Consider the following 25,450-nt stretch of genomic DNA (forward strand, 5'->3'; position numbering starts at 1 on the left):
ATCGGATGCCCTTGCCCAAACCCAATCTCCACCCCGCCTTCAACATCGTGCGCCTCAGCGATGTCGAGTTGGCTGTCACCGACCTCGCCAAATCCCGCGCCTTCTATGTCGACACGCTCGGCCTGCAGGTTACCGACGAGACATCAGGCGCCATCTACCTGCGCGCCATGGAGGAACGTGGCCATCACTGCATCGTGCTGCGCAAGGCGACGATGCCGGAAGCGCGCGATCTCGGCTTCAAGGTCTTTTCGGACGAGGACCTCGACAAGGCCGAGTATTTCTTCAAGGGCAAGGGCCTGCCGGTGGAATGGGTCGAGCGGCCCTACCAGTCGCGCACTTTTCGGACGCGCGACCCGCACGGGATTCCGCTGGAGTTCTATGCCCAGATGGAAAGGCTGCCGCCCATCCATCAGAAATATGCGCTCTACAAGGGCGTCAAGCCGCTGCGCATCGACCACTTCAACTGCTTCTCGCCCAATGTCGACGAGTCCGTCGCCTTCTACAACGAGCTCGGTTTTCGCGTCACCGAATACACCGAGGATGCCGCAACCGGGAAGCTTTGGGCAGCTTGGACGCACCGCAAGGGCGGCGTCCACGACATCGCGTTCACCAACGGCATCGGCCCGCGCCTGCATCATGTTGCCTTCTGGGTGCCGACGCCGCTCAACATCATCGACCTGCTCGACCTGATGGCGACCACGGGCTATTTGCCGAACATCGAACGCGGCCCTGGTCGGCACGGCATCTCCAACGCCTTCTTCCTCTATGTCCGTGATCCGGACAACCACCGTATCGAGATCTACTGTTCGGACTACCAGACAGTCGATCCGGACCTGGAGCCGATCAAGTGGGACCTCAAGGACCCGCAGCGCCAGACGCTGTGGGGCGCACCGGCGCCGAAAAGCTGGTTCGAGGAGGGCAGTGCGTTTGCCGGGGCGGAGGCGCGCCAGCCGGATTTGGCGGCTTCGCCGATCATTGCGCCGTGAGTGGATTCTAATCGATGTCAGCGTTCCTTCGCGCCCCCCTCTGTCTTGCCGGACATCTCCCCCTCAAGGGGGGAGATTGGCTAGGCCCATGGTCAGCGCCTCTCTTGCAGCGTTGGAAATTGGCGAAGGCAGAGATGACATCCGATCTCCCCCCAGGAGGGGGAGATGTCCGGCAGGACAGAGGGGGGCGCCGTAGAGCTCCAACCTCGCCCACCACCATCGCCGGAGCCGCAGCATGAACCACGCACGGCTCGCCACCTTCACCGTCGGCGGCAAGGCGCGCTATGGCGCGGTCACCAGCAAGGGTGTCGTCGACCTGTCGGCGCGCCACGGCCAGTGGCCGACGCTGCGGGAGGTGATCGAGGCCGGCGCCTTGCGGCGGCTGGCGGAAGAGGCAGAGGCCTTCCCAGTCGATTTCCCGCTCGACGCCATTGCCTACGAAATTCCGATCCCTTCGCCGGAAAAGATCATCTGCGTCGGCGTCAACTATCCAGACCGCAACGAGGAGTACAAGGACGGCCAGGCAGCACCCTCGAATCCGTCGCTGTTCGTCCGTTTTCCCCGCTCCTTCGTCGGCCATGGCGCGCCGCTGGTGCGGCCGCCGGAATCCCCGCAGCTCGACTATGAGGGCGAAATCGTCATCGTCATCGGCAAGGCGGGACGGCGCATTGCCGAGGCCAACGCGCTCAGCCATATTGCGGCACTGTCGCTGTGCAATGAAGGCACCATCCGCGACTGGGTGCGGCATGCCAAGTTCAACGTCACGCAAGGCAAGAATTTCGACCGCACCGGCTCGATCGGCCCTTGGCTGGTGCCGTTCACCCACGAGGCGCAGATCGCCGACATCGCGCTGACCACCCGCGTCAATGGCGAAATCCGCCAGCAGGACCGCACCAGCCGGATGATCTTCTCGTTTCGCAAGATTATCGCCTATGTCTCGACCTTCACCACGCTGGTGCCGGGCGACATCATCGTCACCGGCACGCCGACGGGCGCCGGCGCCCGCTTCGAGCCGCCGATCTGGCTGAAGCCCGGCGACGTCATCGAGGTCGAGGCAGACGGCATCGGCGTGCTGCGCAACAGCGTCGTCGACGAGGAAGCAGCATGACCCCGGAGCAAGTGGAAGACGCCGCGGCACGGCTGTTCGAGGCCGAGCGTTCGCGCAAGCAGATCCGGCTGCTCAGCCTCGATTTTCCCGAGGCGACGATGGAGGATGCCTATCGCGTGCAGGCAGCGCTGGTGACGCGCAAGATCGATGCCGGGCTGAAGCCGAAGGGCTGGAAGATCGGCCTGACCTCCAAGGCGATGCAATATGCGCTCGCCATCGACACGCCGGATTCGGGCGTGCTGTTCGACGACATGTTCTTCGACGGTGGCGCGACCATTCCCGCCGGCCGCTTTATCCAGCCGCGCGTCGAGGCCGAGATCGCCTTCATCATGAAGGCGCCGCTGAAAGGCCCCGGCGTGACGATCTTCGACGTGTTCAACGCCACCGACTACATCACGCCGGCGCTCGAAATCCTCGATACGCGCATCGAGCGCGTCAATGCGGAGACGAAGAAGGCGCGTACCTTCTTCGACACCATTTCGGACAATGCCGCCAATGCCGGCATCGTCATCGGCGGCCGGCCGCAGCGGCCTGATGAGACCGACATGCGCTGGATCGGCGCCATCGTTTCGCGCAATGCCGAGGTCGAGGAGACCGGGCTTGGCGCCGGCGTGCTCAACCATCCGGCGATGGGCATTGCCTGGCTGGCCGACAGGCTCGCCCGCTACGGCATGTCGATCGCTGCCGGCGAGGTCGTTCTCTCCGGGTCGTTCGTGCGTCCGGTCGAGGCGCGACCCGGCGACACGATCGTCGCCGATTTCGGCAGTTCGGGCACGGTCAGCATCCATTTCGCGAAGGGCTGACGGTTCCGCCAGTTCTTATCAATCGGCCCTATTCGCCATGCAGATAGGCAATCACCACATCGGCTGCGATGGCCGACATGCGCAAGCCGACCTCCCTGGTGATGTCGCCTTCGACGCGGCTCTGCACCCAGCCGAGGAAGGCGAAGGCCCGCAAGGCAGAAAACAGCGGCAGCGCGGCGATGTCGCGCGCCGTCAGTTCGCGCTCCTGCCGATAGCCCTTGAGCAAAGCGGCCTCGATCAGCGGATAGATCGCCTCATCGCGGTTCTGGTAAAGCGCGACGGCAAGGTCGTACATGTGCCAGCCATGGCCGCAATCGTCGAAGTCGATGATGCGGATCGCACCATCATGGACGAGCACATTCTCGCGCACCAGGTCGGCGTGGATGATGCCGAAATTGCGGGCACTGCGTTCATACCTCAATAGCGCGCGCACGGCCTTTTCGCGCGCCCGCAAAACCAGTTCGCGGCGAGGACCGTCGAGGAAGGGCGAGGTCTCGAAACGCCCCCAATTCGGGTTCGCGCCGAAGAAGCCGTCGAAATCCCAGGCATGGCGGGCAAAGCCGGACGGAGGCGTCCAGGCTGCTGTGACATTGTGCATGTGGGCGATGGTTCGCCCGATCTCGGTAAAGATCTGTCTTGCCTGCTCGGGCGTAAAATCCAGCGGCACGCCTCGCGCGCCGACGGCGCGGCCTTCCAGCCAGCTCAGGCAATCGACTTGCCGGGGTTGCATTGAGGCATTCGCGCTGACAAGCACGAACAGATCGCCAGCCGGCGTGGCGACCGCAGATGGCGTGGCGATGCCGGCCGATTGCAGAAAACCCATCCATTGCAGTTCCGAGCGCAGGGCGGCGTCCGTGTGATAGCCAAGCCGGTGAATGCGCATGGCGGCCGGCTGGCCATCGGGCAGACGGATCCGGAAGACCGCGTTCTCGCGGAATTTCAGCAGCTCCGGCTCACCCTCATCAATGCCCCAATGGGCGAGCGCGCGCCTGGCCAGCGCCGTGACATCGGCTGCCGTCTCGGGTTCGGATTGCGCGGAGACTGCGCTCACGCCTTCACTCCGCGGACTTCGCCAAGCACTTCGTCGAGGACGCCGATCAGGAAGTCGGCATTGTCGCGGGAGAACGGCATTGGCGGGCGGATCTTCAACACATTGCCGTGGATGCCGGTCTTGCCCATCAGCACGCCGCGCTGGCGCATCCGGTTGGCGACCTGCTCGGCAATGTCGGGCGCCGGTTCGCGCGTCTTGCGGTCGTGAACCAGTTCGGCGCCGAAGAACAGGCCAGCGCCCCTGACCTCGCCGATACATTCATGGCGATCGGCGAGCGGGCGCAGCAGGTTGAGTGCATAGGCGCCGACGTCACGCGCGTTGGCAACGAGATCTTCCTGCTCGATGACGTCGAGAACGGCATTGGCCACCGCGCAGGAAACCGGATTGCCGCCGAAGGTGTTGAAATAACGGAAGGCGTTGCGGAAGGTCGCCAATATCTCCCTTGATGTGACCACGGCGGCGATTGGATGGCCGTTGCCCATCGGCTTGCCCATGGTGACGATGTCGGGAACGAAGCCGGCGCGCTGGTGACCCCAGAAATGACTGCCGGTGCGGCCGAAACCAGGCTGCACCTCGTCGGCGATGACCAGTCCGCCGGCGTCACGCACCGCGCGCATCGCGTCGTCGAAAAAGCCGGATGGGAGCGTCGGAAAGCCTTCATTGGCGAGCAGCGGACAAAGGATGATGCCGGACAGGCCGATACCGTCCTTTGCCAGCGCGGCGATGGCTTCGCGCACCGCGTCGCCAAAGGCTTTGCCGTTGGCCATCGCATCCGGATGGCGATAGCTGTCAGGCGCCGGCACCAGCCTGACATTGCGGGCGCGGCCGCCGACCGGCGGCATGCGGGTGCTGAGCTGCGAAACCGCCGCGGTGTTGCCATGATAGGTGGCGTCGGTGGCGATGATACCCATGCGGCCGGTGGCGGCCTGCGCCATGCGCAGCGCGATGTCGTTGGCCTCGCTGCCGGTGCAGGTCAGGATGGCGGTCGACAGGCTGGCATCGAAGGTCGCGGTCAGCCGCTCGACATAGTCGAGGATGGCGGTGTGCAGATAGCGCGTGTGGGTGTTGAGCAGGCTTGCCTGCCGGCACAGGGCCTCGACCACATAGGGGTGGCAGTGGCCGACATGGGCGACATTGTTGTACGCGTCGAGATATTTGCGGCCGTCGGCATCGTAGAGCCAGACGCCTTCGCCGCGCACCAGGTGCACGGGCTCGTCATAGAACAATTGCGATTTCGCACCGAGCAGGCGCGAGCGCCGGCTAACCAGCGCTTCTTGCGGTTGAGTCATTGCGTCTCGAAACTCCGTTCTCTCCAATAAACCGTCAGACCTTCGACAGGCCTGCATCCAATGCTTCGCCGATCCTCGCGACATCCGCGGCGCTGACGATAAGCGGCGGCGACAGGATGATGGCGTTACCGGAGACGCGCAGCATGACGCCGGCCTCGTAGGCCGCCTCCGAAACCAATGCCATAGTCTTCTTGTCGGCGGGCTTTTTCGTCGCGCGGTCCGAGACCAGCTCCAGTGCCGCCATCAGGCCCTTGTACCGGACATCGCCGACGATCGCATGCTTCGCCTTCAGCCCCTCCAGCACGGCTGCGAGTTCGACGCCGCGCGCGGCGGCGTTTTCGTTCAGGCGAAGCCGTTTGGTCTCGGCAAGCGCCGCCAGACCCGCGGCGCAGCCGACAGGATGGCCGGAATAGGTATAGCCGTGGCCGATGGCGCCGAAGCTGGTCTTGTCGGCCTCGAAGACATCGGCGACCTTGGCGCCGATCAAAGTGGCGCCGAGCGGGAAATAACCCGAAGTGATCGCCTTGGCGATGGTCATGAAATCGGGCTTCACGCCGGACAGACGCGAACCCGACCATGCGCCGGTGCGGCCGAAGCCGGTGACAACTTCATCGGCGATCAAAAGGATCTCGTGGCGGTCGCAGATCTCGCGCACCAGCGGCATGAAGCTCTCATGCGGAACAATAACGCCGCCGGCGCCGAGAACCGGCTCCATGATGAACGCGGCGATGGTGTCGCCACCCTGGAAGGCGATTTCGTCCTCCAGCGCCTTGGCGCAGAGTTTTGCCAGCCGCACTGGGTCGGTCTCGTCGAACGGGTTGCGGAAGGTCCAGGGCGCGGGAATGTGGAAGACGCCCGGCAGCAGCGGCTCGTAGTTGCGGCGGAAATTGGCATTGCCGTTGACCGACGCGCCGCCGAAATGCGTGCCGTGATAGCCTTTCTTCAAGGCGATGAATTTGGTGCGGTCGGCCTGGCCACGGATCTTCCAGTACTGCCGCGCCAGCCGAAGTGCCGTTTCGACCGAATCCGAGCCGCCCGAAGTGAAAAACGTCCGCACCATGCCTTCTGGCTCGAACCATTCGCAGAGTTCGTAGGCGAGCTCGATCGACGGGCCGGTCGAGGTGCCGCGAAAGCCGGAATAATAGGGCAGCGCGCCAAGCTGGTCGGCGATCGCTTTCTTGATCGGGTCGCAGCTGTAGCCGAGATTGACGTTCCACAGGCCGCCGACGGCGTCGAGCACGGTGTTGCCGGCGATGTCGGTGACCATCACACCCTCGCCTTTCATGATCACCTTTGGCGGGTTGGCCCGCATCTCGGCCGGATGCGCCATCGGATGCCAGATCGGCTTGGCGTTGGTTTCGGTGAGAAAATTGATGTCGCGCATAATGGACTCCGCAAAAATCTCAGGCAACTGGGACGAGGTCGAAATGGCCGAGGGCCTCGGCATAGGAATGAGCCGGGCGAGCGACGTCGAAATGCACCGTGCGCATGCCGGCAGCACAGCCGCCATCGACATTGCGCCGCTGGTCGTCGACGAAGACGCAAGCGCCGGCCGGCACGCCGAGCGCCTCGCTGACGAAGGCATAGGCACGCGGGTCGGGCTTGAGGATGCCGGTGTAAGTGGCGTCGATGATCACATCGAAGAGGCCGAGCAACGGCAGCCGCTGGCGGAAGTCGGCGCCGTAGAACAGGTCGAGTTCATTGGACAGGATGGCCAGTCGAAAACCGGCGGCATGCACCGTGCGAATGGTGCTGTCAGCCTCCGGCCGCACCACCTTTTCCGGCTCGGCCCCTCGCGCGCGCCGGACGAAGGTCTCCATAGCCTGCCAGTCCTCGCCCACCAGACGGCCGACCTCGCTTGTGCGTGTGCGCCAATAGTCACGCTCGCTGATCTCGTCGGCCTGCATGGCGCGCCACAGCGGATCGCTGCCCGGATCGAACGGCCCGCGCCATTGCAGCGTCCCCGGCGCGAGGCCGAGCGCCTGTTCGGTCAAGGCGTGGGTCTCGAACAGCGTGCGGGTGACGACGCCGCCGAAATCGAGGACAAGCGCCTGGGCGGGAACAGCACTCACGCCGCCACTCCCTCGGCCGGCTTGCCGCGCGGGACGATGCCTTCCTCGACCCAGCGGTCGAAGATCTCGAGCGCCTTGCCGACGAAGTCGTCGCTGTTGATGTGAGCGTCGATCTCGTGGAACTCGACGCCGGCGGGAATGACCTTGCGAATTTCGTCAGTGAAGGCGGCCAGGGCTTCCGGCTCATAGAGCGGCTCGCCCTCCACGTCCCATTCCTGGATGCCTTGGGAGGGCAGGATGAAGGCGGAGCGGCCTCTGGCGGCACCGAGCTTGGCGGCGATGGTCCTGGCGACCTGGCGGCGATCGTCGGCATCGACGGTGATCGAAGCGATCAGCCTGTTATGGGCGTGAAACGGCCGCTTCGAGAATTTAGCCGGCAAATCCTGCCAGGTCGGCAGGTCGACCATGTCGACCGCGCCGGGTGCTGCGATCTGCGGAATGCCGCGGGCACCGGCATTCTCCAGCCGGTCGGCGCCGGAACTGACGACTGAGCCCGCGAGATGATTGGTGATTTCCTGCAGGCTGAAGTCGAACACCGCGCAAAAATGGTCTTGACCGGCAATCGATTCGAAGGCGCGGCCGCCCATTCCGGTGGTGTGGAAGACGGCAACGTCATAGCCGCGCTGTTCCAGCGCCGGCTTCAGCGTCTTCATGTAGCGCAGGCAGCTGCTGCCGAGCGAGGTCATGCCGATGGTCGGGCCTGTTGCTCGCGCCGACACGCGCGACGCCAGCACGATTTTCGCCGCGCCGACGACCGCACCACAGGCCTGTGACAGGACCAGCCTGCAGATCGAGTTGAGGCCGTACAGCCCGCCCGCCCAGAGGATCATCATCAGGTCGGGCGCGACGCGCTCGGGTGGGATGAGGTGCGAATAGGCGATGGTCGAGACGACGAATTTCGGCACGCCGAGCGGCAGGCAAAGCGCCACGTCGAGCGCCAGATCTGTCCCCATCGAACCGCCGATGGCGATGAAGGCGTCGATCTCGCCGTTTTGATGGAGCTTGCGCACCAGTTGCACGGCGCCGCCGGCCATCAGCGTCATGGCGGTGTTCTCGTCACCGCTCGAAACGATCTCGGCGATCGTCACATCCACCGCCCGCGCCACGGCGTGCTTATCCTGGTCCGGGCTGTAGGGCGGGTCGCCGAGCACACTGACATCCATCATCACGGCGCTGCCGCCCGACTGCTCGATGCACTGTTTCATGAACAACAGCTCTTCGGCCTTTGTGTCGCCCGTGCCGATGACCAGGATGCGGGGTGCTGTCTCCGAGGGCATCAGGCCTGCCTCCTCAAGATTTGCAGGTTTTCACCGTTGAGGCGCATGGAAATCTCCCGTGCCGCCGCCCTCACGGCAAGTCCCCGCTCCGTGATCGCGGCCGCCGTCGTTCTGGCCTTTGGCGCCGCCACCGCGATGGTGCCGAGCGCAAAGCCATCCGCCCCGCGGATTGCCGCCGCGACGCTGATCACACCTTCCTCATAGCCCTGGTCGCAGATCGAATAGCCGCGATCGCGCGCCTCGCCCATGGATCTTGAGATGGCGGCCGGCTCGATCAGCGTATGGGCCGTGAAGGCGTCGAGCGAACCCGCCAGGCACGCTTTGACGGTCTCGTCGCGGGCGAAGGCCAGATAGGCGATGCCCGACGCGGTCGAATGCAGGGGCAGCAACTGGCCGATGTCGATGTTGACCCGGTTTGCCCATGCTGGATGCTCGACATGGACGGTGACCAGCCTGTCGACGCCGAATTCCGACAAATGCACGGTCTCGGCCGTCGAGGCGGCCAGGTCCCGCACCAGCGGAACGGCCGTCTGCAGGAAGGGAAAGCGCGCCTCGCGGATGCGCGCCAGCCGCGACAGGCCGGCGCCGAGGCGATAGTGCCGCGTACCCGCATCCTGCTCGACGAAACCACGGCCGGCCAGCGCTACCAGCAGCCGCCTTGTCGTCGCCTTGTCCAAGCCCGAGCGGCGCGCCAGATCGGACAGGCCGAGCTCGGGCTCGTCGACGTTGAACAGCTCCAGAAGCGAGATCGCTTTTCCGACCGTACTCAAATTTGCCTCCCGGTTCGGACAATCATTTAACGTGTGAATTAACTTGACAGGCATCAGCATTGTTTGCAAGTCTATATTCAAAATAACGGTTCAAATAATGAACCAACCACCAGAGTGCATGGGACAGGCCATTCGGCCGGCGAACTCAAGGGTTTGCAAACAGGAGGGATCAATGACAGCAGTCTCGGAACAGGCGCCGGCCAACAGGCTGCGCAAGAACAGTCTTGGCGTCGGCGCCATCACCTTCATGGTGATTTCTGCGGCCGCCCCACTCACGGCAGTCGCCGGCGGCACGCCGCTTGGCATGCTGATGGGCAATGGCGCCGGCTTTGCCGGCACCTATCTCATCGTGACCGTGCTGCTGCTTTTGTTCGCGGTCGGCTATGTCGCCATGTCACGCCATGTCGGCAATGCCGGCGCCTTCTATGCCTATGCCGCACGCGGCCTCGGCAGCATGGCCGGCGGCGCCACGGCGCTGATCGCCATCCTGTCCTACAACGCCATGCAGATCGGCGTCATGGGCCTGCTGGGCGCCGCAACCGCCGGCCTGTTCGCCGGCTGGGGCATCAACCTGCCCTGGTGGGTGTGGAGCTTCATCGCCATCGCGCTGGTCGCCGTGCTCGGCTATCGGCAGGTCGACCTCTCCGCCAAGATCCTGACGGTGCTGGTGCTGTGCGAATATCTTGTGGTGCTGATCCTCGATATCGCCATCCTCAAGACCGGCGGCGATAGCGGCCTGTCGGCGGCGCCATTCAGCTGGAGCCAGATCGTCAGCGGCTCGCCGGCCATCGCCATCCTGTTCTGCTTCGCCGCCTTCATCGGTTTCGAGGCGACGACGATCTATGCCGAGGAAGCCCGCGACCCAAAGGTCACCATTCCGCGCGCCACCTATTTTTCGGTCGTGCTGATCGGCGTCTTCTACATGCTCACGGCATGGCTGATGGCGGTCGGCGCCGGTGTCGACAAATTGCTGCCGACGCTGCAGGGATTGCAGGATCCGACGACCTTCCTGTTCGGCCTGTCCGACCGCTACGCCGGCACGATGCTTTCGCAGGCGATGAGCATCCTGTTCGTGTCGAGCCTGTTTGCCGGCGTGCTGGCGTTCCACAATGCGGTTGCGCGCTATATCTACGTCTCGGGCCGCGAGAAGCTGTTGCCGCAGACGATCGGCGTGACGCATCCGGTGCACCAGAGCCCGCACGTCGCTTCCGTCGTCCAGAGCGTGCTCGCCGCGGTCGTTGTCGGCCTGTTCGCCGTGCTCGGCCTCGATCCGGTGCTGGCGCTGTTTTCGTGGCTGACCAATGTCGCGACGCTCGGCGTCATCGTGATGATGGCGGTGGCATCGCTTGCCGTGGTGATGTTCTTCCGCGCCAACCCGGCGGCCCACGAGAATGCGCTGAAGACCACCATCCTGCCCGGGCTGACCTTCATCGCCTTCGTCATCATCATCTATTTGATCGTCATCAATTTCGGCAGCCTGTCGGGAGCCGGCGGTTTCCTTGGCGTGTTCCTGCCGGGGCTGGTGCTGATCGCCGCGATCGTCGGCCTGCTGCTGGCCAGCGCGCTGAAGAGCCGCGATCCGGTCGCGTTCAAAAACCTCGGCCAGCCGCTGAAGGATTGAGAAAAGCAAAGGGGCGGCATGCCACGCCGCCCCTTACACCACAAGGGGAGTGGCGGATTTGAGCTTTGCCGAAAATATCACCGTCGAGGCATTGGAAGCCGATCCCTACCCGATCTATGCAGAGCTCAGGCGCAGTGCGCCGGTCGCTTTCGTGCCGGCGGTCAATCTTTGGTTCGTCACCCGCTGGAAGGATGTCGAGAGCGTCGCCAAGTCGCCCGAGATCTTCTCCGCCGTCGTCGGCTCGTCACCAGTTGAGCGTTCCTTCGGCAAGCCGACCATCCTGACCACCGATGGCGAGACGCACAAGCAACTGCGCCAAGGCGTCGACCCGAAATACCGGCCGCGCACCGTCGCCGCCTATGCCGGCGACCTCGTGCGGTCGATTGCCGAACCTTTTCTGGACCGGATCGTCAACCAGGGCTCCGCCGAGCTGATGGCCGATTATTTCGAGCCGGTGTCGACGCTCAGCCTGGCGCGCTCGCTCGGCCTTGCCGGCATCGATATGCCGACGCTGCGCCGCTGGTTCTACGGCCTTGCCCAGGGCGCCATCAATTTCGAGAACGATCCGAAACGGCAGGAGATCGCCGACGCAACCAGTGCCGAGGTCGGCGACGCCATCCTGCCGACGCTGGAAAGACTTGCGCGCCAGCCAGATGACTCGGCGCTGTCGCATATGCTGCATGACGGCATGCCGGAGGGCACGACGCGGCCGATCGACTTTCTGATGCCCAGCATCAAGGTCATCCTGCTTGGCGGCATGCAGGAGCCCGGACATGGCGCCGGCTCGATCCTCGCCGGCCTGCTGGCCCATCCCGAGCAATTGCGGCAGGTGCTCGCCGATCCCGAGACTTTCGTGCCGAGGGCGGTCGACGAGGGCCTGCGCTGGGTGGCGCCGATCGGCACGCAGACGCGGCAGACGACGCGGGCAGTCGAGCTTGGCGGCGTGACGATCCCGGCCGGCGCTGCCGTCGCCGCCCTCGTCGCTTCGGCAAGCCGCGACGAGAGCCGCTTTGCCGATCCCGACCGCTTCGACATCAACCGCAACGAAGGCAACCATGCCGCCTTCGGCTTCGGCCATCATTTCTGTTCGGGCCGGTTCTTCGCACGCGAGCAGATGTGCCTTGCGGTGCGGCTGTTGCTCCAACGCTTCCCTGATCTCAGCCTTGTGCCGAGCAGGGAACCGGTGTTTCGCGGCTGGGAATTCCGCGCGCCAATCACATTGCATGTTTCCCTTGGAGTCCGTCACCAATGATCAGTCAGAATGCCATCGAAACGCTGCGCAAGACGGAGATCGGCGCGCAGGGCCTGTTCATCGATGGCGTGCAGGTCGAGGCAACAAGCGGCGCAAGCCTGCCGGTGACGTCGCCGATCGACGGCCGACCTTTCGCCAGCATCGCCGACGGCAACGCCGCCGATATCGACCGCGCCGTGAAGTCGGCGCGCAAGGCGTTCGAGAAGGGCTCGTGGTCGCGCGCCGCACCCGCCTTTCGCAAGAAGGTGCTGACGAAATTCGCCGAGCTGGTCGAGAAACACGCCGATGAGCTCGCCGTGCTCGGTGTGCGCGACAACGGCACCGAGATCGGCATGGCCTACAAGGCAGAACCGCTGTCGGCGGCAGGCACCATCCGCTACTATGCCGAGGCCATCGACAAGGTCTATGGCGAGATAGCACCGACGGCCGAGAATGTGCTCGGACTGATCCACAAGGAGCCGCTCGGCGTCGTCGGCGTCATCGTGCCGTGGAATTTCCCGCTGATGATCGGTGCCTGGAAGATCGCGCCTGCACTTGCCGCCGGCAATTGCGTGGTGGTCAAGCCGCCGGAGATCGCCTCGCTGACGCTGCTGCGGCTGGCCGAACTGGCAAGCGAGGCCGGCTTGCCCGCCGGTGTGCTCAACGTCGTCACCGGGCTTGGCGCGGTCACCGGCGAGGCGCTCGGTCTGCATATGGATGTCGACGCCATCGCCTTCACCGGTTCCGGCCCGGTCGGCAGGCGGCTGCTCGAATATTCCGCTCGCTCCAATCTGAAGCGCGTCTTCCTCGAACTCGGCGGCAAGTCGCCGAACATCGTCTTTGCCGACGCCCCGGATCTGAAACAGACAGCGGTCGTCTCGGCCAATGGCATCTTCCGCAATTCCGGCCAGGTCTGCGTCGCCGGCTCGCGGCTTCTCGTCCAGTCAGCGGTCTACGACCGCTTCATGGACGAACTGCTCTCGGCAACCATGCGGCTCAAAGTCGGCGATCCGCTTGATCTCACCAGCGATGTCGGCGCGGTATCGAGCGCCGAACAGCTGGACAAGAACCTCGGTTTCGTCGCCAGGGCCACGGACGAAGGTGCCCGTCTCGTCACCGGCGGCCAGCGGATGCTGACCGAGACCGGTGGCAGCTACATGGCGCCAACGATCTTCGAGAATGTCATGCAGGACATGCAGTTGGCGCGCGAGGAGGTGTTCGGGCCGGTGCTCGGCGTCATGCGCTTCGAGACCGAGGAGGAGGCGGTTCGGCTCGCCAATTCGACCATCTACGGGCTTGCCTCCGCGGTGTGGACCGCCAATCTCTCCACCGCGCATCGCATGGTGCGCGCCATCAATGCCGGCGTCGTCCACGTCAACACCTATGGCGGCGCCGACATCACCGTGCCGCTCGGCGGCGTCAAGCAGTCCGGCTTCGGCCGCGACAAGTCGCTGCACGCGCTGGAGAAATATTTGGAACTGAAGACGGCCTGGATCGCGCTTTGACGGCACGCTGAGCTCTCTGAGAATCTGACGACCTCCAGACGCGCGCAAGATCGCGCCGCGATCCGCTGCGGCCGGTCAAGCGGCGGCTTTTGCTCACGCTCTTGAAAATTTTGAGAGGATATTCCCGGCTTTGGCGAGAATGGCGAAACGCGTTCTTTGATAAACTTGATAGAATTTCTGAGGATGCGACCAAGGCTAGGCAATCCGCCTCGCTGCCATGACTCACAACCGCAGAGATCAATCATGACTGACTTCAAGAACACTTTGCCATCTTCCCCTGGGTCAACCGTCAACCGGCGCAGTGGCCTTGCTCTGCTGTTCGCCTCGGTCGTCGCGATCGGCAGCCTGATTGCACCGCATGCGTCGTTTGCCGAGGACAAGAAGGCGATCAAGGTCGGCATCATCAGCGGCGAGGACGAGGACGTCTGGCGCGTCGTCGTCGCGCAAGCCGCCGAAAAGGGCCTTGCCATCGAGACGGTGGTATTCAACGACTACACCCAGCCCAACGAGGCGCTGGAGCGCGGCGAGATCGACGCCAACGCCTTCCAGCACCAGCCCTATCTCGACAACCAGATCAAGACGCAAGGCTACCACATCGTCCGTGTCGGCTATACCGGCGTCTGGCCGATCGGCCTCTACTCTAAGAAGTTCAGCAAGGTTGCCGACCTGCCCGAGGGCGCGGTCATTGGCGTGCCCAACGACCCATCCAATGAAGGCCGGGCGCTGCGCGTGCTGCAGAACGAGGGCGTGATCAAGCTCAGGGATGGCACCGGCATTCTGGCCACCACCGCCGACATCGCCGAGAACGCGAAGAAGGTGGTGATCAAGGAACTTGACGCCGGTATCGTCGGCCGCTCGGTCGAGGATCTCGATGCGGCCGTAGTCAACACCGACTGGGCGCTGAAAAGCGGCCTGTCGCCGGAAAACCGCATCGCGCAGGAGCCTATCGCCGACAATCCCTACCGCAACTTCATCGCGGTGAAGACCGGTAACGAGAACGAGGCCTGGGTGAAGACGCTGGTGGCTTCCTATCAGAACGAGGCGGTGAAGGCCGAGTTCGACAAGGTCTACAAGGGCACCGGCCTCAGCGCCTATTGATCCGGTCCTCGGCCGGAAGCCCGGTTCGAGAGCAACAGCGGTCCGCGCTCAGGCGCGGGCCGCGATTGCGTTTTCGGGAACAGGAATATTCATGAACCAGCATATCACGGCATCCGGGAAGACCGCCGATCCGACCCAGACCCGGCCCGACGCATCTCAGGATGTCGTGCGCCTTGTCGACCTGAAGCGCCATTTCGGTGTGACGGCGGCGCTCGACGGCATTTCGCTGACCGTGCGCAAGGGCGAGATCCTCGGTATCATCGGCCGCAGCGGCGCCGGCAAATCGACGCTGATCCGCTGCCTGAACGGGCTGGAACGGCCTGACTCCGGCGAGGTGTTCATCGAGGGCCGCGAGATCAGCCGGCTCGGCGAGCGCGACCTGCAGCCGCTGCGGCGGCGCATCGGCATGATCTTCCAGCATTTCAACCTGCTGTCGGCCAAGACCGTCGAGGACAATGTGGCGCTGCCGCTGAAGATCGAGGGCCGCCCGAAAGCCGAGAGGCTGAAGCGCGCCGCCGAACTGCTCGATCTCGTCGGCCTGTCGGAGAAAGCCAAGGCCTATCCGGCGTCGCTGTCGGGCGGCCAGAAGCAACGGGTCGGCATCGCCAGGGCGCTTGCCGCGCGCCCGGCGCTGCTCCTGTCGGACGAAGCCACCTCGGCGCTCGATCCGGAGACGACGCGCTCCATCCTCGCACTGCTCAAGGACATCAACCGGCAGCTTGGCCTGACCATCCTTTTGATCACCCATGAGATGGAGGTGATCCGTTCCATCGCCGACCGCGTGGCGGTGATCGACGCCGGACGCATCGTCGAGCAAGGGCCGGTCTGGTCGGTGTTTGCCGACCCACAATCAGACATCACCAAAAGCCTGCTCGGCGCCATCCGGCCGCAGCTGCCAGCCGAACTGGCGGCCCGGCTGTTGCCGGCGCCCGGCGAGGAGACGATCCTGCGCGTGGATGTGGCCGGCGAAGCGGCAAGCAGGCCATTGCTGTCCGACCTTGCCACGGCTGTTCCAGGCGCCTTCCGCCTCGTCCATGGCGGCATCGACCATATCCAGCAGCAGCCGGTCGGCACGCTGTTCCTGTCGGTTCCCGGCAGCGATGCAGATCATCTCGCTGACATCATCACATTCCTGAAGGCCCGCCAGGCGCGGGTGGAGGTGCTTGGCCATGTCGCCAATCCTGTTTGAGCTTCTGCTGCGTTCGATCTGGGAGACAGTGCTGATGACGGCCGCTTCCGGCCTCATCTCGCTGGTCTTCGGCCTGCCGCTCGGCCTGGCGCTGATTGCTACCGAACGCGGCGGCATTGCCGAAAGCCTTTGGGTGAACCGGGCGCTCGGCGCCATCATCAACGGCTTCCGCTCGGTGCCCTTCATCATCCTTCTGGTGGCGCTGATCCCGGTGACGCGGCTGATCGTCGGCACCTCGATCGGCACATGGGCAGCCATCGTGCCGCTGTCGATCGCCGCAACGCCCTATTATGCGCGCATCGCCGAAGTGTCGCTGCGCGAAGTCGATCGCGGGCTGATCGAGGCGGCGCGCGCCATGGGCGGCAACCGCTGGACGATCATCCGCGAGGTGCTGGTGCCAGAAGCCCTGCCCGGCATCGTCGCCGGCTTCACGGTGACGCTGGTGACGCTGATCGGTGCGTCAGCCATGGCCGGCGCGATCGGCGCCGGCGGCCTCGGCGACCTCGCCATCCGCTACGGCTACCAGCGTTTTGAGACGTCGGTGATGATCGCAGTGGTCATAGTCCTGATCGTCCTGGTCTGCGGCATCCAATGGGTGGGGGATCGTCTGGTGGCGAGGCTGGATCGGAGGGGGTGAGGGTCGGCTCATAGCGTCGGATGAGCCGAGGCCTCCCCGACTTTGTCATCCACGGGCGGAGCAGCCGCGAAGCGACGCGGCGCAGACCCGAGGATGACGAGGCACAGGGGGTTTCCGCCAATCACCAACTAATGCGGTTCGCGCTGTGACGCCCGCGTCACGGCGTTGGGCGAGAGAGTTCAGTAATTGCCGACGTCGTTGTCGGGGCGATGCTCGGGGTTATTCTCCCCGAGGCCGGTGGCCGCGCCGTAGGCCTTCCAGGTGGCGGAGGCGTATGCCTCTGTTATGCCGCACAGGAACCGGCCCAGACGAAACTTCGGCCACTTCAACGGTTTCTTTTTGAGGGTCTCACCTGCCTTTCCCGGAACCTCTGCAACGACCGACATTGGTGTTTCCTCTCAGATGTTGTTTAGTTGCGAGAGGCACCATCGAATTCGGGGCGTGAGACGGCTGTGAAAAGCCTCGTGAAAATCGCGGAAAAAGCAGAAATTCCGGGCAAATCGCGATGAGCTTGGCGAGGCTCGATCTCCTGGGTGGTTTTCGCCTGACGTCCCGCGAGGGGGAAACCTTGGAAGTGCCTGCCAAGAAGAACAGGGCACTTCTGGGCATTCTCGCCGTAGCGCCGAACCAGGAGGCGACGCGTCATAAGCTGGCTGCTCTTCTATGGAGCGATCGAGGTGAGGAGCAGGCAAGGGACAGTCTGCGGCAGGCCCTGGCCACTATCCGTAAGGACTTCGCCGAGCTGGGAGCGGATGCCTTGGCCCTGGTCGGAGATCGTGTCGCGCTCAATCCGAAATTCGTCACCATCGACGTGGTGGAATTCGTGGCTGTATGCGGGAGCCGCGACGCGGTCGAGCTTCGACAGGCCGCCACCCTCTATACCGGACCCTTCCTTGATGGTCTGGGCACGTCCGACAACGCTTTCGAGGATTGGCTGCGTGAAGTCCGTGCCGACCTGTCCTTGCGTGCGATCGATCTGTTTGAACGCCTGGCTGAATCGGTGAGCGGCACCGAGCGCGTTGCCACTGCCGAACGGCTGGTTGCTCTCGATCCGCTGCGAGAGCCATCGCATGTCGCACTGATTCAGGCACATATCGCCCTGGGTCAGACCGCTCTCGCCATCAAGCAGTATGAGGCGTGCAAGCTGTTGCTGAAGCGCGAGCTGAACCTGAAGCCCGGTGATGAGCTTCAGCTATTGAAGCAGACCATCGACGAGCTGTCCAAGCCGCAAACCGGCGACGCATCAAGCCACAGGCCGGTCATTGCGGTTCTTCCGTTCGAGAATATGAGCGGCGACCCCAGCCAGGCGTATTTCAGTGACGGGATCACCGAGGACATCATCACCGAACTGGGCCGATTTGGAGAACTTCATCTCATAGCCCGCAATTCCTCCTTTGTTTTCAAGGACGGGCTTGCTGACGCTGCCACCATCGCGAAGCAGTTGTCCGTCGATTACCGCCTTCAGGGCAGCATCCGCCGTGCGGGAGACAGAGTCAGGATCTCGTCGCAACTCGTGGAAGCCAGATCCGGCAATCAAATCTGGGCTGATCGATTTGATCGCGAGCTAACGGATATTTTTGAACTCCAGGACGAGATCGCCAGAAGTGTCGCCATTACCGTTGTCGGCACGATCCGAACTTCGGCCGTTGAGAAAATCCGGCGGCTTCCCATCTCCCAGCTCGATGCCTACGATCTGTATCTCCAGGCTCGTGTCCGCATGGTTCGCTACGACACGGTGCTGGAAGCAGAGCCCTATCTTGTCAGAGCGATTGAACTCGACCCGAACGTCGCCACGACCCATGCAATGATGGCGATCATGCTCACAGTCAAATGGCTGCTTGAGGGGGACGGAGACACGCTCAAGACCGCTCTTGCCCACAGTCGTCGCGCTCTAAAACTCGGACCGAAACAAGTATGGAGCCATATGGCGATGGGTCACGCGCTCATCTTCACGGGTGAGTTGGAGGAGGCGCTGCTCCATCTCGAACAGGCTGTGAACCTCAATCCGAACGAAAGCCGAGCGAGAGCGATCCGGGCTTTGTGCCGCAACTATCTCGGTCGGCATGAGGAAGCTTTGGCCGATCTGGACGTCTGTATCGCCCGCGACCCCCTAAATTACGATTGGTTGTGGGATCTGCGCGGGCAGGTTCTCCTGGTTCTCGGACGGTATCCCGAGGCGATAGCCTCCTACCGGAATCTCAATTCCTATGCATTTTGGGCACACGCGTTTCTAGCGGTCTGTCATTGGAGAATGGGTGACGAGCAACTCGCCGCTCACGCAGCCAGACAATGTCTGGCGGCAAGGCAAGGTGCGACCGTAAGCACCATCTTGATCGATCCATATCGCAACCCGAAAATCCTGAAGGATCTTCGGAGAGACTTGCTTGCTGTCGGCATACCCGATGGATGAATGTCAGCCTTCCGTGCCGTCGGCACTGGCGTAGTTGAAGCGCGGATAGGCGCCCTCGGTGCCGATCCTGAGTTTCTTGTCCTGGGCGGACGCGGCACCGGCGGCAAGGGTTAGAGCGACGGAAGCGGCAAGCACGAAACGACCGAAAGGCCGCATGTTCCAGATCTCCGTTGACTGCGGAAGCCCACGGCTTCGTGCGGCGGAGACGGAAACGACGTGCGCGGCGAGCGATCCGCGCCATGGCAGAGCCGACGGTCCTTCAGCCCGCGCGCTGCTTGTCTGTCGCCATTCGGTCGACGGCTAACTCCGCTGCCGACAGGACAACGCCGAATTTTTCACTGGCTTCTTCAGCCGTGTAGTACCCCAGTGCCACGTCTCGTGCCACCAGATCCGGATCCCGCTCACGCGGATCACCATAGCCGCCGCCGCCCGGCGTGCCGACGCGCACGCGGTCGCCGGCCTTGAGCGCAATGTCCTGTTCCTTGGACAAATGCGGCGGCACGTGTTCCTCGCCGTTGCGGAAGACGGTCACCGTGTTGACGGCGCCGTCCTTGCCGCCAAGCGCGCCCTGCGGGCCGAACCGGCCATGGTCCATGACGAAGGAAGCGCGGGCGTCGCCGCGCAGGATTTCCACCTCATAGGCGAGGCCGAAACCGCCGCGATGCTTGCCGGCGCCGCCGGAGCCTTCACGCAAGGCGTAGTGGCGGTAGAGCACCGGGAATGCCTGTTCCATGATCTCGACCGGCGGCGACTTGGAGATGCCGATGGTCGAGCAGCCATTGGTCAGGCCGTCATGGCCTGAATTGCCGCCATAACCGCCGCCGGAGATCTGATACATGACGTAGTCGCGGCCGCGTGCCGGGTCGTTGCCGCCGAGTGCGAAATTGCCGCTGGAACCGGCGGGGGCGGCCGTCACCTTGTCCGGCAATGCCTGCACCATCGCCGCGAACACCGCCTCGGCGATGCGCTGCGACACCTCGGCGGCGCAGCCCGAGACGGGCCGCGGATATTTGGCGTCGAGGAACGTGCCTTCCGGCCGTTTGACGATCAGGGGTTCAAACGCGCCGGCGCTGATCGGTACATCCGGGAAAATGTGGCGCATGGCGAGATAGACCGAGGATAGGGTCGTCGCCAGCACGCTGTTCATCGGCCCGGCGCAGGGCTTTGACGAACCGGTGAAATCGAAGGTCAGCGTGTCGCCCTGTTTTTCGACGGCGAGCGCGATGATCAGCGGCTCGTTGACCACCCCATCGGAATCGACAAAGGCCTTCGAATGGTAGGTGCCGTCGGGAATGGCTGAGATGTTGGCGCGCATCTGCTCGGCCGCGCGGCGGCGCAGTTCGGCGATCGCCTCTACAACCGTTTCATCCCCGTAACGATCCAGGATTCCATTGAGCCTGTCCCGACCGATCAGCAGTGCGGCAGCTTGGGCGCGGATGTCGCCGATGCGCTGGTCGGCGACACGGATGTTGGAGCAAATGATGGCGTAGATTTCCGGATCGAGCACGCCCTTCTTGAACAGTTTTACGGGCGGCAGTCGCAGGCCTTCCTGCTCCACGGCAGTCGCCGAGGCTGAAAATCCGCCCGGCACCGAGCCGCCAATGTCGGGCCAATGGCCGGTGTTGGATAGCCAGCAGAAAATCTTGCCGTCCCGGTAGACCGGCATGGCGAAGCGCACATCCATCAGATGGGTGCCGCCGAGATAGGGGTCGTTGACGACGTAGATGTCGCCTGGTTCCGGCGGCAGGCAACGGCCGTCGGCGATCATCTCGATCACCGTCCTGGTCGAATACTGCATGACACCGACGAACACCGGCAGGCCCTGGCTGCCTTGCGCGATCAGCGAACCGTCGACAGCCGAATAGATGCCGTCGGAGCGGTCATTGGCCTCGGCGATGACAGGCGAGAAGGCGGCGCGTGAGAAGGTCAGGTCCATCTCGTCGCAGACCTGCTGCAGGGCCGCCTGGAGGACCGAAAGGGTGATGGCGTCGAGCTTTGCCATATCAGGCCTCACCAATGTCGATGATGATGTTGCCGTCAGCGTCGCTGCGTGCGCGGTCGCCGGGTTCGAGCACGGTGGTGGCATCCATCTGTTCGAGGATCGCCGGGCCTTCGATGATAGCATCGAGCGGCAGCTTTTCACGCGCATATACGGGCGTGTCGTGCCAACGGCCGGCATACCAGACCGGCCGGATTTCGCGCCGCGCCTCGTCCAGCGTTGCTGCGCGCCCCGCCGGATCGATCAGGCGCGACAGATCGATCGCCAGACGCACGCCGGTGACCGATGTATTGAGATTGACGAGATTGGCTCGGATTTCCGGCAGCTCGACCTTGAATCGGGCGAAATAGGCCTTTTCGAAAAGCTGCTGCAGCGTTGCCCGGGTCACCGAGGAGGACGGCAGCGCCACGTTGATGATGTGGGTCTGGCCGACGAACTGCATGTCGGCGGAGTGGGTGACGCGGATCGTCTCCGGCTTTACCGCTTCCTTGCCGATCAGCTCCTCGCCTTCGTTTCGGTGCCGTTCCAATACCCCATGAAGGCGCGTTTCGTCGAGCACCGACACCGGCTGGTTGATGGTGTTGACGAAGTCGTGGCGCAGGTCGGCAACGACGCAGCCGAGCGCGTTGGTGATGCCTGGACGCGCCGGCACCAGCACCTTGGGCAGGCCGAGTTCGCGCGCCAGGGCAGTCGCATGCAGCGGCCCGGCGCCGCCAAAGGCGAACAGCGCGAAATCGCGGGGGTCATGACCGCGTGACACCGAGACCATGCGGATGGCGCCGGCCATCTTCATGTTACCGAGCCGCAGCACCGCGCCCGCCGCCTCGACGCCGGACAGGCCGGTCGGCTTGCCGATTTTCTCCTCGAAGATGCCGGTGACGCGCTCTGATGTGACCGGGTTTTCGACCGCCAGCAGCTTCTTCGGCGCCAGCCGGCCGAGCACCAGATTGGCGTCGGTGATGGTCGGCTCGAGGCCGCCGCGCCCGTAGCAGATCGGGCCGGGATTGGCGCCCGCACTTTCCGGGCCGATCTGGATCAGGCCGGCCGCGTCGACGCGGGCGATCGAGCCGCCGCCGGCGCCGACCGTGTGCACCGCCACCATCGGCACATGGATCGGCATGGCATATTCGATCTCGATCTCGTTCGAGACAGCCGGCTCGGCATTGCGGATCAGCGCCACGTCGGTCGAGGTGCCGCCCATGTCGTAGGTGACGAGGTTTTCGAAGCCGGCACGTTTTCCGGTGTAGGCGGCGGCGATGACGCCCGAGGCCGGACCGGACATGACAGTCTTGGCCGATTCACGTGTGACGAAGCGGGCCGAGATCATGCCGCCATTGCCGTTCATGATCAGGAAGTCGCGGGCATAGCCTTTTGCAGCCAGTTCCTTGCGCAGCCGCTCGACATAACGCTCGAGGATCGGCTGCACCGAGGCGTTGACCGAAGCGGTGACGCCGCGCTCGAACTCGCGCGCCTCCGACAGCAGCGCATGGCCTGCCGTGATGTAGCCGTTCGGCCAGAGCTCGGCGGCAATTTCGGTGGCGCGCCGCTCGTGCGCCGGATTGGCGTAGGAATGCAGGAAATGGATGACGAGGGATTCGCAACCGGCCGCGATCAGCGTCTGCACCGCCTCGCGCATTTCGGCCTCGTCGAGCGGTGTGCGTATCGCACCCGACGCCTCGACGCGCTCCGACACTTCGAGCCTGAGATTGCGCGGGATGATCGGCACGAAGCTGCCGGTCATGCCATAGGCCTGCGGCCGCGTGCGCCGGCCAAGCTCGATCACGTCGCGAAAACCGCGCGTGGTGATCATGCCGGTTTTCGCCAGCCGGCGTTCGAGCACCGCATTGGTGGTGGTGGTCGTGCCATGCACGATGAGGTCGATGCCGTCGATCGGAAATCCGGTGGCGCCGAGCGCCGAAACGACACCGAAGGCCTGGTTCTCGACCGTGGTCGGCGTCTTGGCCAGATACACCCTGCCGCCATCGCTTCCGTCGATCAGGAGCAGGTCGGTGAAGGTGCCGCCGACATCGATACCGGCAACGACATTTCCCCGGGACTCGCGCGCTTGCGCCGAAATATTCTCTTCCATCGTCGAAACCCGAAATGCGCGGACTACGGATATGCGTCAGTTTGGAAAGCTGTTTTAAGGGAGCATCTTGACGCAAATATCGTTTGTATACTAATAAATTCCGGACACAAGAGCTTGCCGCTTTGAAGTGTGCGAACAGCACGCCGGGACCTGAATGGTCCGGGCGCGCAGGTGAAGGTTTGGCGCCCGCGTCCGTGAGCTGGGCCAGAAGGTTGGATTTGATGAACACCACATCCGCTCTCAACACCGTCGGCGCCCGACCGCTGCAGTTCCCGATTCCGGCCAATGTCTATGCCGAAACCGTGGTCTCGGTGAAGCACTACACCGACCGGCTGTTCTCGTTCCGCATCACCCGTCCGCAGTCGCTGCGCTTCCGCTCCGGCGAGTTCGTCATGATCGGCCTGCCCAATGCAGAGAAGCCGGTGTACCGCGCCTATTCGGTGGCGAGCCCGGCCTGGGACGAAGAGCTGGAATTCTTCTCGATCAAGGTGCCGGACGGCCCGCTGACTTCGGAGCTGCAGAAGATCCAGGTCGGCGACACCGTCATCATGCGCCAGAAGTCGACGGGCACGCTGGTGGTCGACGCATTGACGCCGGCCAAGCGGCTGTTCATGATCTCGACCGGCACCGGCATCGCGCCCTTCGCCAGCCTGCTGCGCGACCCCGACACCTACGAAAAATTCGATCAGCTGATCCTGACCCATACCTGCCGCGACAATGCGGAACTCACCTACGGCCAGGAGCTGGTCGCAGCACTTGAAAGCGACCCGCTGATCGGTGAACTGACCACTGGGCGCGTCACGCTCTACAATTCGACGACCCGCGAGGAATCGGCACGCATGGGCCGCATCACCGCGCTGATCGGCTCCGGCAAGTTCTACAGCGATCTCGGCATCGACAAGCTCAACCCGGAAACCGACCGGATCATGATCTGCGGCTCGATGCATATGCTGAAGGACGTCAAGGAACTGGCCGAAAGCCTCGGCTTCGAGGAAGGCTCGCTGAGCCATCCGGCGACTTTTGTCGTCGAGCGCGCCTTCGTCGGCTGAGCCGCACCAACATCTCGAGTCTACGCTTTTGACCGCACGGTCAAAAATTGCTGCTTTCGCCGCCTTTTTCGGTTATGACCGCCCGCAGGACTCGTGAAGTACGGCTTCACGGGCTATCTTCGGCACACGTCGCTGAATGAAAGGGCAGGAGATGAGCAGCACAATCCGCGAAGCCGATGTCGGCTCGTCCAAGGTGACGCCGCTGCCGGCGCGTGCCGCCGCCAATACAGCCGTCCCACCGGACCATCGCGTTGCGCGCAACCCCGGCATGAAGCTCGACCTTGGCTTCATGGAATCGGTGCGCAGCGTCAATCGCTCGGCGCTGGAACGGCGCGTCGCCAGCCTGACCAAGCGGCGCTCTATCAAGGCCGACAATCAGGCCGCCTGGCTGCTGCGCGCCGTCGCCTGCATGGATTTGACGACGCTGAATTCCAACGACACCGAGGAGCGCGTGCGCCGGCTTTGCGCCAAGGCGATCAATCCGTTCCGCCGCGACATTGTCGAGGGCCTCGGCATATCAGGTGAAACCATCCGCCCGGCCGCCGTCTGCGTCTACCACCCCTTCGTTGCCACCGCCGTCGATGCGGTGCGCGGCACTGGCATCCATGTCGCCGCCGTCTCCACCGCCTTTCCGCATGGCCTGGCGCCGCTGTCGACCCGTTTGCAGGAGATCGAGGCCTCGGTCCGTGACGGCGCCGACGAGATCGACGTCGTCATCCCGCGCGGCCTGGTGTTCGGCGCCAAGTGGCGGGAGCTTTACAATGAGATCGTCTCGATGCGCGCCGCCTGCGGTGATGCGCATCTGAAGGTCATCCTCGGCACCGGCGACCTCGCCACGCTGCGCAATGTCATGCTGGCCTCGATGGTGGCGATGATGGCGGGCGCCGATTTCATCAAGACCTCGACCGGCAAGGAAAGCGTCAACGCGACGCTGCCCGTCGGCCTCGCCATGGTGCGTGCCATCAGGGCCTATTTCGAGGAAACCGGCTATCTCATCGGCTTCAAGCCGGCCGGCGGCATTTCCACGGCCAAGGCCTCGCTCGACTGGCTGGTGCTGATGAAGGAAGAGCTCGGCCGGCCATGGCTGGAGCCGGACCTGTTCCGCTTCGGCGCGTCGAGCCTCTTGACCGACATCGAGCGCCAGCTCGAGCACCATCTGACCGGACATTATTCGGCCAATCATCGCCACGCGATGGCGTGAGCCTTTACCCCCACCCCGATCGGCTTTTGCCGATCGACCCTCCCAGGCGGGAGGGTGAAGGAGGC

The 25,450-nt window shown here is 63.9% G+C and carries 21 protein-coding genes and 1 pseudogene; 12 read left to right on the top strand and 10 right to left on the bottom strand.

Translation table 11 applies throughout. From position 1 onward, the window contains the following. The first annotated feature begins 5 nt into the window (after window positions 1-5). The 3 genes from hpaD to hpaH all read left to right on the top strand — a co-directional run bounded on the left by hpaD (window position 6) and on the right by hpaH (window position 2,897). Window positions 6-986: a 3,4-dihydroxyphenylacetate 2,3-dioxygenase gene (gene hpaD, locus AC0NIL_RS03440; RefSeq protein ID WP_473572828.1), complete on the top strand. Its 981-nt coding sequence runs from the start codon at window positions 6-8 to the stop codon at window positions 984-986. A gap of 235 nt (window positions 987-1,221) precedes the next feature. Continuing rightward, complete coding sequence (locus AC0NIL_RS03445; protein ID WP_063170917.1) at window positions 1,222-2,094, top strand: fumarylacetoacetate hydrolase family protein; 873 nt, start codon at window positions 1,222-1,224, stop codon at window positions 2,092-2,094. Continuing rightward, a complete protein-coding gene (gene hpaH / locus AC0NIL_RS03450) occupies window positions 2,091-2,897 on the top strand; it encodes a 2-oxo-hept-4-ene-1,7-dioate hydratase (RefSeq protein WP_473572830.1) in 807 nt (268 codons plus the stop codon). The genes AC0NIL_RS03445 and hpaH overlap by 4 nt, the downstream gene beginning before the upstream one ends. Window positions 2,898-2,925: 28 nt before the next feature. Here the strand turns inward: hpaH and AC0NIL_RS03455 are convergent, their stop codons facing one another. From AC0NIL_RS03455 to AC0NIL_RS03480, 6 genes are read right to left on the bottom strand one after another with little or no spacing between them, the layout of a single operon-like run. Continuing rightward, a complete protein-coding gene (locus AC0NIL_RS03455; RefSeq protein ID WP_275953308.1) occupies window positions 2,926-3,948 on the bottom strand; it encodes a phosphotransferase enzyme family protein in 1,023 nt (340 codons plus the stop codon). Then, window positions 3,945-5,237, bottom strand: a complete 1,293-nt coding sequence (locus AC0NIL_RS03460; protein ID WP_064992765.1) for an aminotransferase class III-fold pyridoxal phosphate-dependent enzyme — start codon at window positions 5,235-5,237, stop codon at window positions 3,945-3,947. Before AC0NIL_RS03460 ends, AC0NIL_RS03455 begins: the two co-directional genes overlap by 4 nt. 34 nt (window positions 5,238-5,271) lie before the next feature. Continuing rightward, a complete protein-coding gene (locus tag AC0NIL_RS03465; RefSeq protein WP_063170913.1) occupies window positions 5,272-6,621 on the bottom strand; it encodes an aminotransferase class III-fold pyridoxal phosphate-dependent enzyme in 1,350 nt (449 codons plus the stop codon). Between the two features lie 19 nt (window positions 6,622-6,640). Then, a complete protein-coding gene (locus tag AC0NIL_RS03470; RefSeq protein ID WP_064992764.1) occupies window positions 6,641-7,309 on the bottom strand; it encodes an HAD family hydrolase in 669 nt (222 codons plus the stop codon). Continuing rightward, window positions 7,306-8,586 (bottom strand): Tm-1-like ATP-binding domain-containing protein, encoded by a 1,281-nt coding sequence (locus tag AC0NIL_RS03475; protein WP_064992763.1) that lies wholly within the window; start codon window positions 8,584-8,586, stop codon window positions 7,306-7,308. The genes AC0NIL_RS03470 and AC0NIL_RS03475 overlap by 4 nt, the downstream gene beginning before the upstream one ends. Continuing rightward, window positions 8,586-9,356 (bottom strand): IclR family transcriptional regulator, encoded by a 771-nt coding sequence (locus AC0NIL_RS03480; RefSeq protein WP_064992762.1) that lies wholly within the window; start codon window positions 9,354-9,356, stop codon window positions 8,586-8,588. Before AC0NIL_RS03480 ends, AC0NIL_RS03475 begins: the two co-directional genes overlap by 1 nt. Window positions 9,357-9,528: 172 nt before the next feature. Here AC0NIL_RS03480 and AC0NIL_RS03485 point away from each other — a divergent pair, with 172 nt between their 5' ends. The 6 genes from AC0NIL_RS03485 to AC0NIL_RS03510 all read left to right on the top strand — a co-directional run bounded on the left by AC0NIL_RS03485 (window position 9,529) and on the right by AC0NIL_RS03510 (window position 16,637). Then, window positions 9,529-10,977, top strand: a complete 1,449-nt coding sequence (locus AC0NIL_RS03485) for an APC family permease (protein ID WP_064992761.1) — start codon at window positions 9,529-9,531, stop codon at window positions 10,975-10,977. A gap of 49 nt (window positions 10,978-11,026) precedes the next feature. After that, window positions 11,027-12,229 carry a cytochrome P450 gene (locus AC0NIL_RS03490; protein WP_064992760.1) on the top strand — a complete coding sequence of 401 codons (1,203 nt, stop codon included), beginning with the start codon at window positions 11,027-11,029 and terminating at the stop codon, window positions 12,227-12,229. Further along, window positions 12,226-13,713 carry an aldehyde dehydrogenase gene (locus AC0NIL_RS03495; protein WP_473572831.1) on the top strand — a complete coding sequence of 496 codons (1,488 nt, stop codon included), beginning with the start codon at window positions 12,226-12,228 and terminating at the stop codon, window positions 13,711-13,713. Before AC0NIL_RS03490 ends, AC0NIL_RS03495 begins: the two co-directional genes overlap by 4 nt. A 243-nt stretch (window positions 13,714-13,956) precedes the next feature. Then, complete coding sequence (locus AC0NIL_RS03500; protein ID WP_013528557.1) at window positions 13,957-14,811, top strand: MetQ/NlpA family lipoprotein; 855 nt, start codon at window positions 13,957-13,959, stop codon at window positions 14,809-14,811. A 91-nt stretch (window positions 14,812-14,902) separates the two neighbouring features. Next, entirely contained in the window at window positions 14,903-16,000 is a 1,098-nt protein-coding gene (locus AC0NIL_RS03505; RefSeq protein WP_275953310.1) for a methionine ABC transporter ATP-binding protein, read from the top strand. Next, window positions 15,981-16,637 carry a methionine ABC transporter permease gene (locus AC0NIL_RS03510; protein WP_275953311.1) on the top strand — a complete coding sequence of 219 codons (657 nt, stop codon included), beginning with the start codon at window positions 15,981-15,983 and terminating at the stop codon, window positions 16,635-16,637. The genes AC0NIL_RS03505 and AC0NIL_RS03510 overlap by 20 nt, the downstream gene beginning before the upstream one ends. 179 nt (window positions 16,638-16,816) lie before the next feature. On the opposite strand, the gene AC0NIL_RS03515 is transcribed toward AC0NIL_RS03510, so the two are convergent. Further along, entirely contained in the window at window positions 16,817-17,023 is a 207-nt protein-coding gene (locus AC0NIL_RS03515; RefSeq protein WP_275953312.1) for a hypothetical protein, read from the bottom strand. 119 nt (window positions 17,024-17,142) lie between these two features. On the opposite strand from AC0NIL_RS03515, the gene AC0NIL_RS03520 reads away from it, so the two are divergent. Then, a complete protein-coding gene (locus AC0NIL_RS03520) occupies window positions 17,143-19,047 on the top strand; it encodes a BTAD domain-containing putative transcriptional regulator (protein ID WP_473572832.1) in 1,905 nt (634 codons plus the stop codon). Between the two features lie 6 nt (window positions 19,048-19,053). Here the strand turns inward: AC0NIL_RS03520 and AC0NIL_RS03525 are convergent. The 3 genes and pseudogenes from AC0NIL_RS03525 to AC0NIL_RS03535 form a co-directional block, all read right to left on the bottom strand. After that, window positions 19,054-19,203 (bottom strand): annotated as a pseudogene (locus AC0NIL_RS03525) (amino acid ABC transporter); the annotation flags it as partial. A 103-nt stretch (window positions 19,204-19,306) separates the two neighbouring features. After that, window positions 19,307-21,049, bottom strand: a complete 1,743-nt coding sequence (locus AC0NIL_RS03530; RefSeq protein ID WP_473572833.1) for a hydantoinase B/oxoprolinase family protein — start codon at window positions 21,047-21,049, stop codon at window positions 19,307-19,309. Between the two features lies 1 nt (window position 21,050). After that, entirely contained in the window at window positions 21,051-23,135 is a 2,085-nt protein-coding gene (locus AC0NIL_RS03535) for a hydantoinase/oxoprolinase family protein (protein ID WP_275953315.1), read from the bottom strand. Window positions 23,136-23,356: 221 nt separating this feature from the next. Here AC0NIL_RS03535 and AC0NIL_RS03540 point away from each other — a divergent pair, with 221 nt between their 5' ends. Further along, window positions 23,357-24,184 carry a ferredoxin--NADP reductase gene (locus AC0NIL_RS03540; RefSeq protein WP_027040179.1) on the top strand — a complete coding sequence of 276 codons (828 nt, stop codon included), beginning with the start codon at window positions 23,357-23,359 and terminating at the stop codon, window positions 24,182-24,184. A 151-nt stretch (window positions 24,185-24,335) separates the two neighbouring features. Further along, a complete protein-coding gene (deoC, locus tag AC0NIL_RS03545; RefSeq protein WP_024502140.1) occupies window positions 24,336-25,385 on the top strand; it encodes a deoxyribose-phosphate aldolase in 1,050 nt (349 codons plus the stop codon). Window positions 25,386-25,450 lie beyond the last annotated feature (65 nt).

The organism is Mesorhizobium sp. WSM1343, from assembly GCF_055901535.1.

Excerpts from the sequence above, each read along its gene's own strand:
- AC0NIL_RS03460 (WP_064992765.1), bottom strand. The coding sequence starts at position 5,237 with ATGACTCAACCGCAAGAAGCGCTGGTTAGCCGGCGCTCGCGCCTGCTC.
- AC0NIL_RS03485 (WP_064992761.1), top strand. The coding sequence starts at position 9,529 with ATGACAGCAGTCTCGGAACAGGCGCCGGCCAACAGGCTGCGCAAGAAC.
- AC0NIL_RS03520 (WP_473572832.1), top strand. The coding sequence starts at position 17,143 with ATGAGCTTGGCGAGGCTCGATCTCCTGGGTGGTTTTCGCCTGACGTCC.
- AC0NIL_RS03535 (WP_275953315.1), bottom strand. The coding sequence starts at position 23,135 with ATGGAAGAGAATATTTCGGCGCAAGCGCGCGAGTCCCGGGGAAATGTC.
- AC0NIL_RS03495 (WP_473572831.1), top strand. The coding sequence starts at position 12,226 with ATGATCAGTCAGAATGCCATCGAAACGCTGCGCAAGACGGAGATCGGC.
- hpaH (WP_473572830.1), top strand. The coding sequence starts at position 2,091 with ATGACCCCGGAGCAAGTGGAAGACGCCGCGGCACGGCTGTTCGAGGCC.
- AC0NIL_RS03445 (WP_063170917.1), top strand. The coding sequence starts at position 1,222 with ATGAACCACGCACGGCTCGCCACCTTCACCGTCGGCGGCAAGGCGCGC.
- AC0NIL_RS03530 (WP_473572833.1), bottom strand. The coding sequence starts at position 21,049 with ATGGCAAAGCTCGACGCCATCACCCTTTCGGTCCTCCAGGCGGCCCTG.
- AC0NIL_RS03515 (WP_275953312.1), bottom strand. The coding sequence starts at position 17,023 with ATGTCGGTCGTTGCAGAGGTTCCGGGAAAGGCAGGTGAGACCCTCAAA.
- AC0NIL_RS03500 (WP_013528557.1), top strand. The coding sequence starts at position 13,957 with ATGACTGACTTCAAGAACACTTTGCCATCTTCCCCTGGGTCAACCGTC.
- AC0NIL_RS03505 (WP_275953310.1), top strand. The coding sequence starts at position 14,903 with ATGAACCAGCATATCACGGCATCCGGGAAGACCGCCGATCCGACCCAG.
- AC0NIL_RS03540 (WP_027040179.1), top strand. The coding sequence starts at position 23,357 with ATGAACACCACATCCGCTCTCAACACCGTCGGCGCCCGACCGCTGCAG.
- AC0NIL_RS03510 (WP_275953311.1), top strand. The coding sequence starts at position 15,981 with ATGTCGCCAATCCTGTTTGAGCTTCTGCTGCGTTCGATCTGGGAGACA.
- hpaD (WP_473572828.1), top strand. The coding sequence starts at position 6 with ATGCCCTTGCCCAAACCCAATCTCCACCCCGCCTTCAACATCGTGCGC.
- AC0NIL_RS03475 (WP_064992763.1), bottom strand. The coding sequence starts at position 8,586 with ATGCCCTCGGAGACAGCACCCCGCATCCTGGTCATCGGCACGGGCGAC.
- AC0NIL_RS03465 (WP_063170913.1), bottom strand. The coding sequence starts at position 6,621 with ATGCGCGACATCAATTTTCTCACCGAAACCAACGCCAAGCCGATCTGG.
- deoC (WP_024502140.1), top strand. The coding sequence starts at position 24,336 with ATGAGCAGCACAATCCGCGAAGCCGATGTCGGCTCGTCCAAGGTGACG.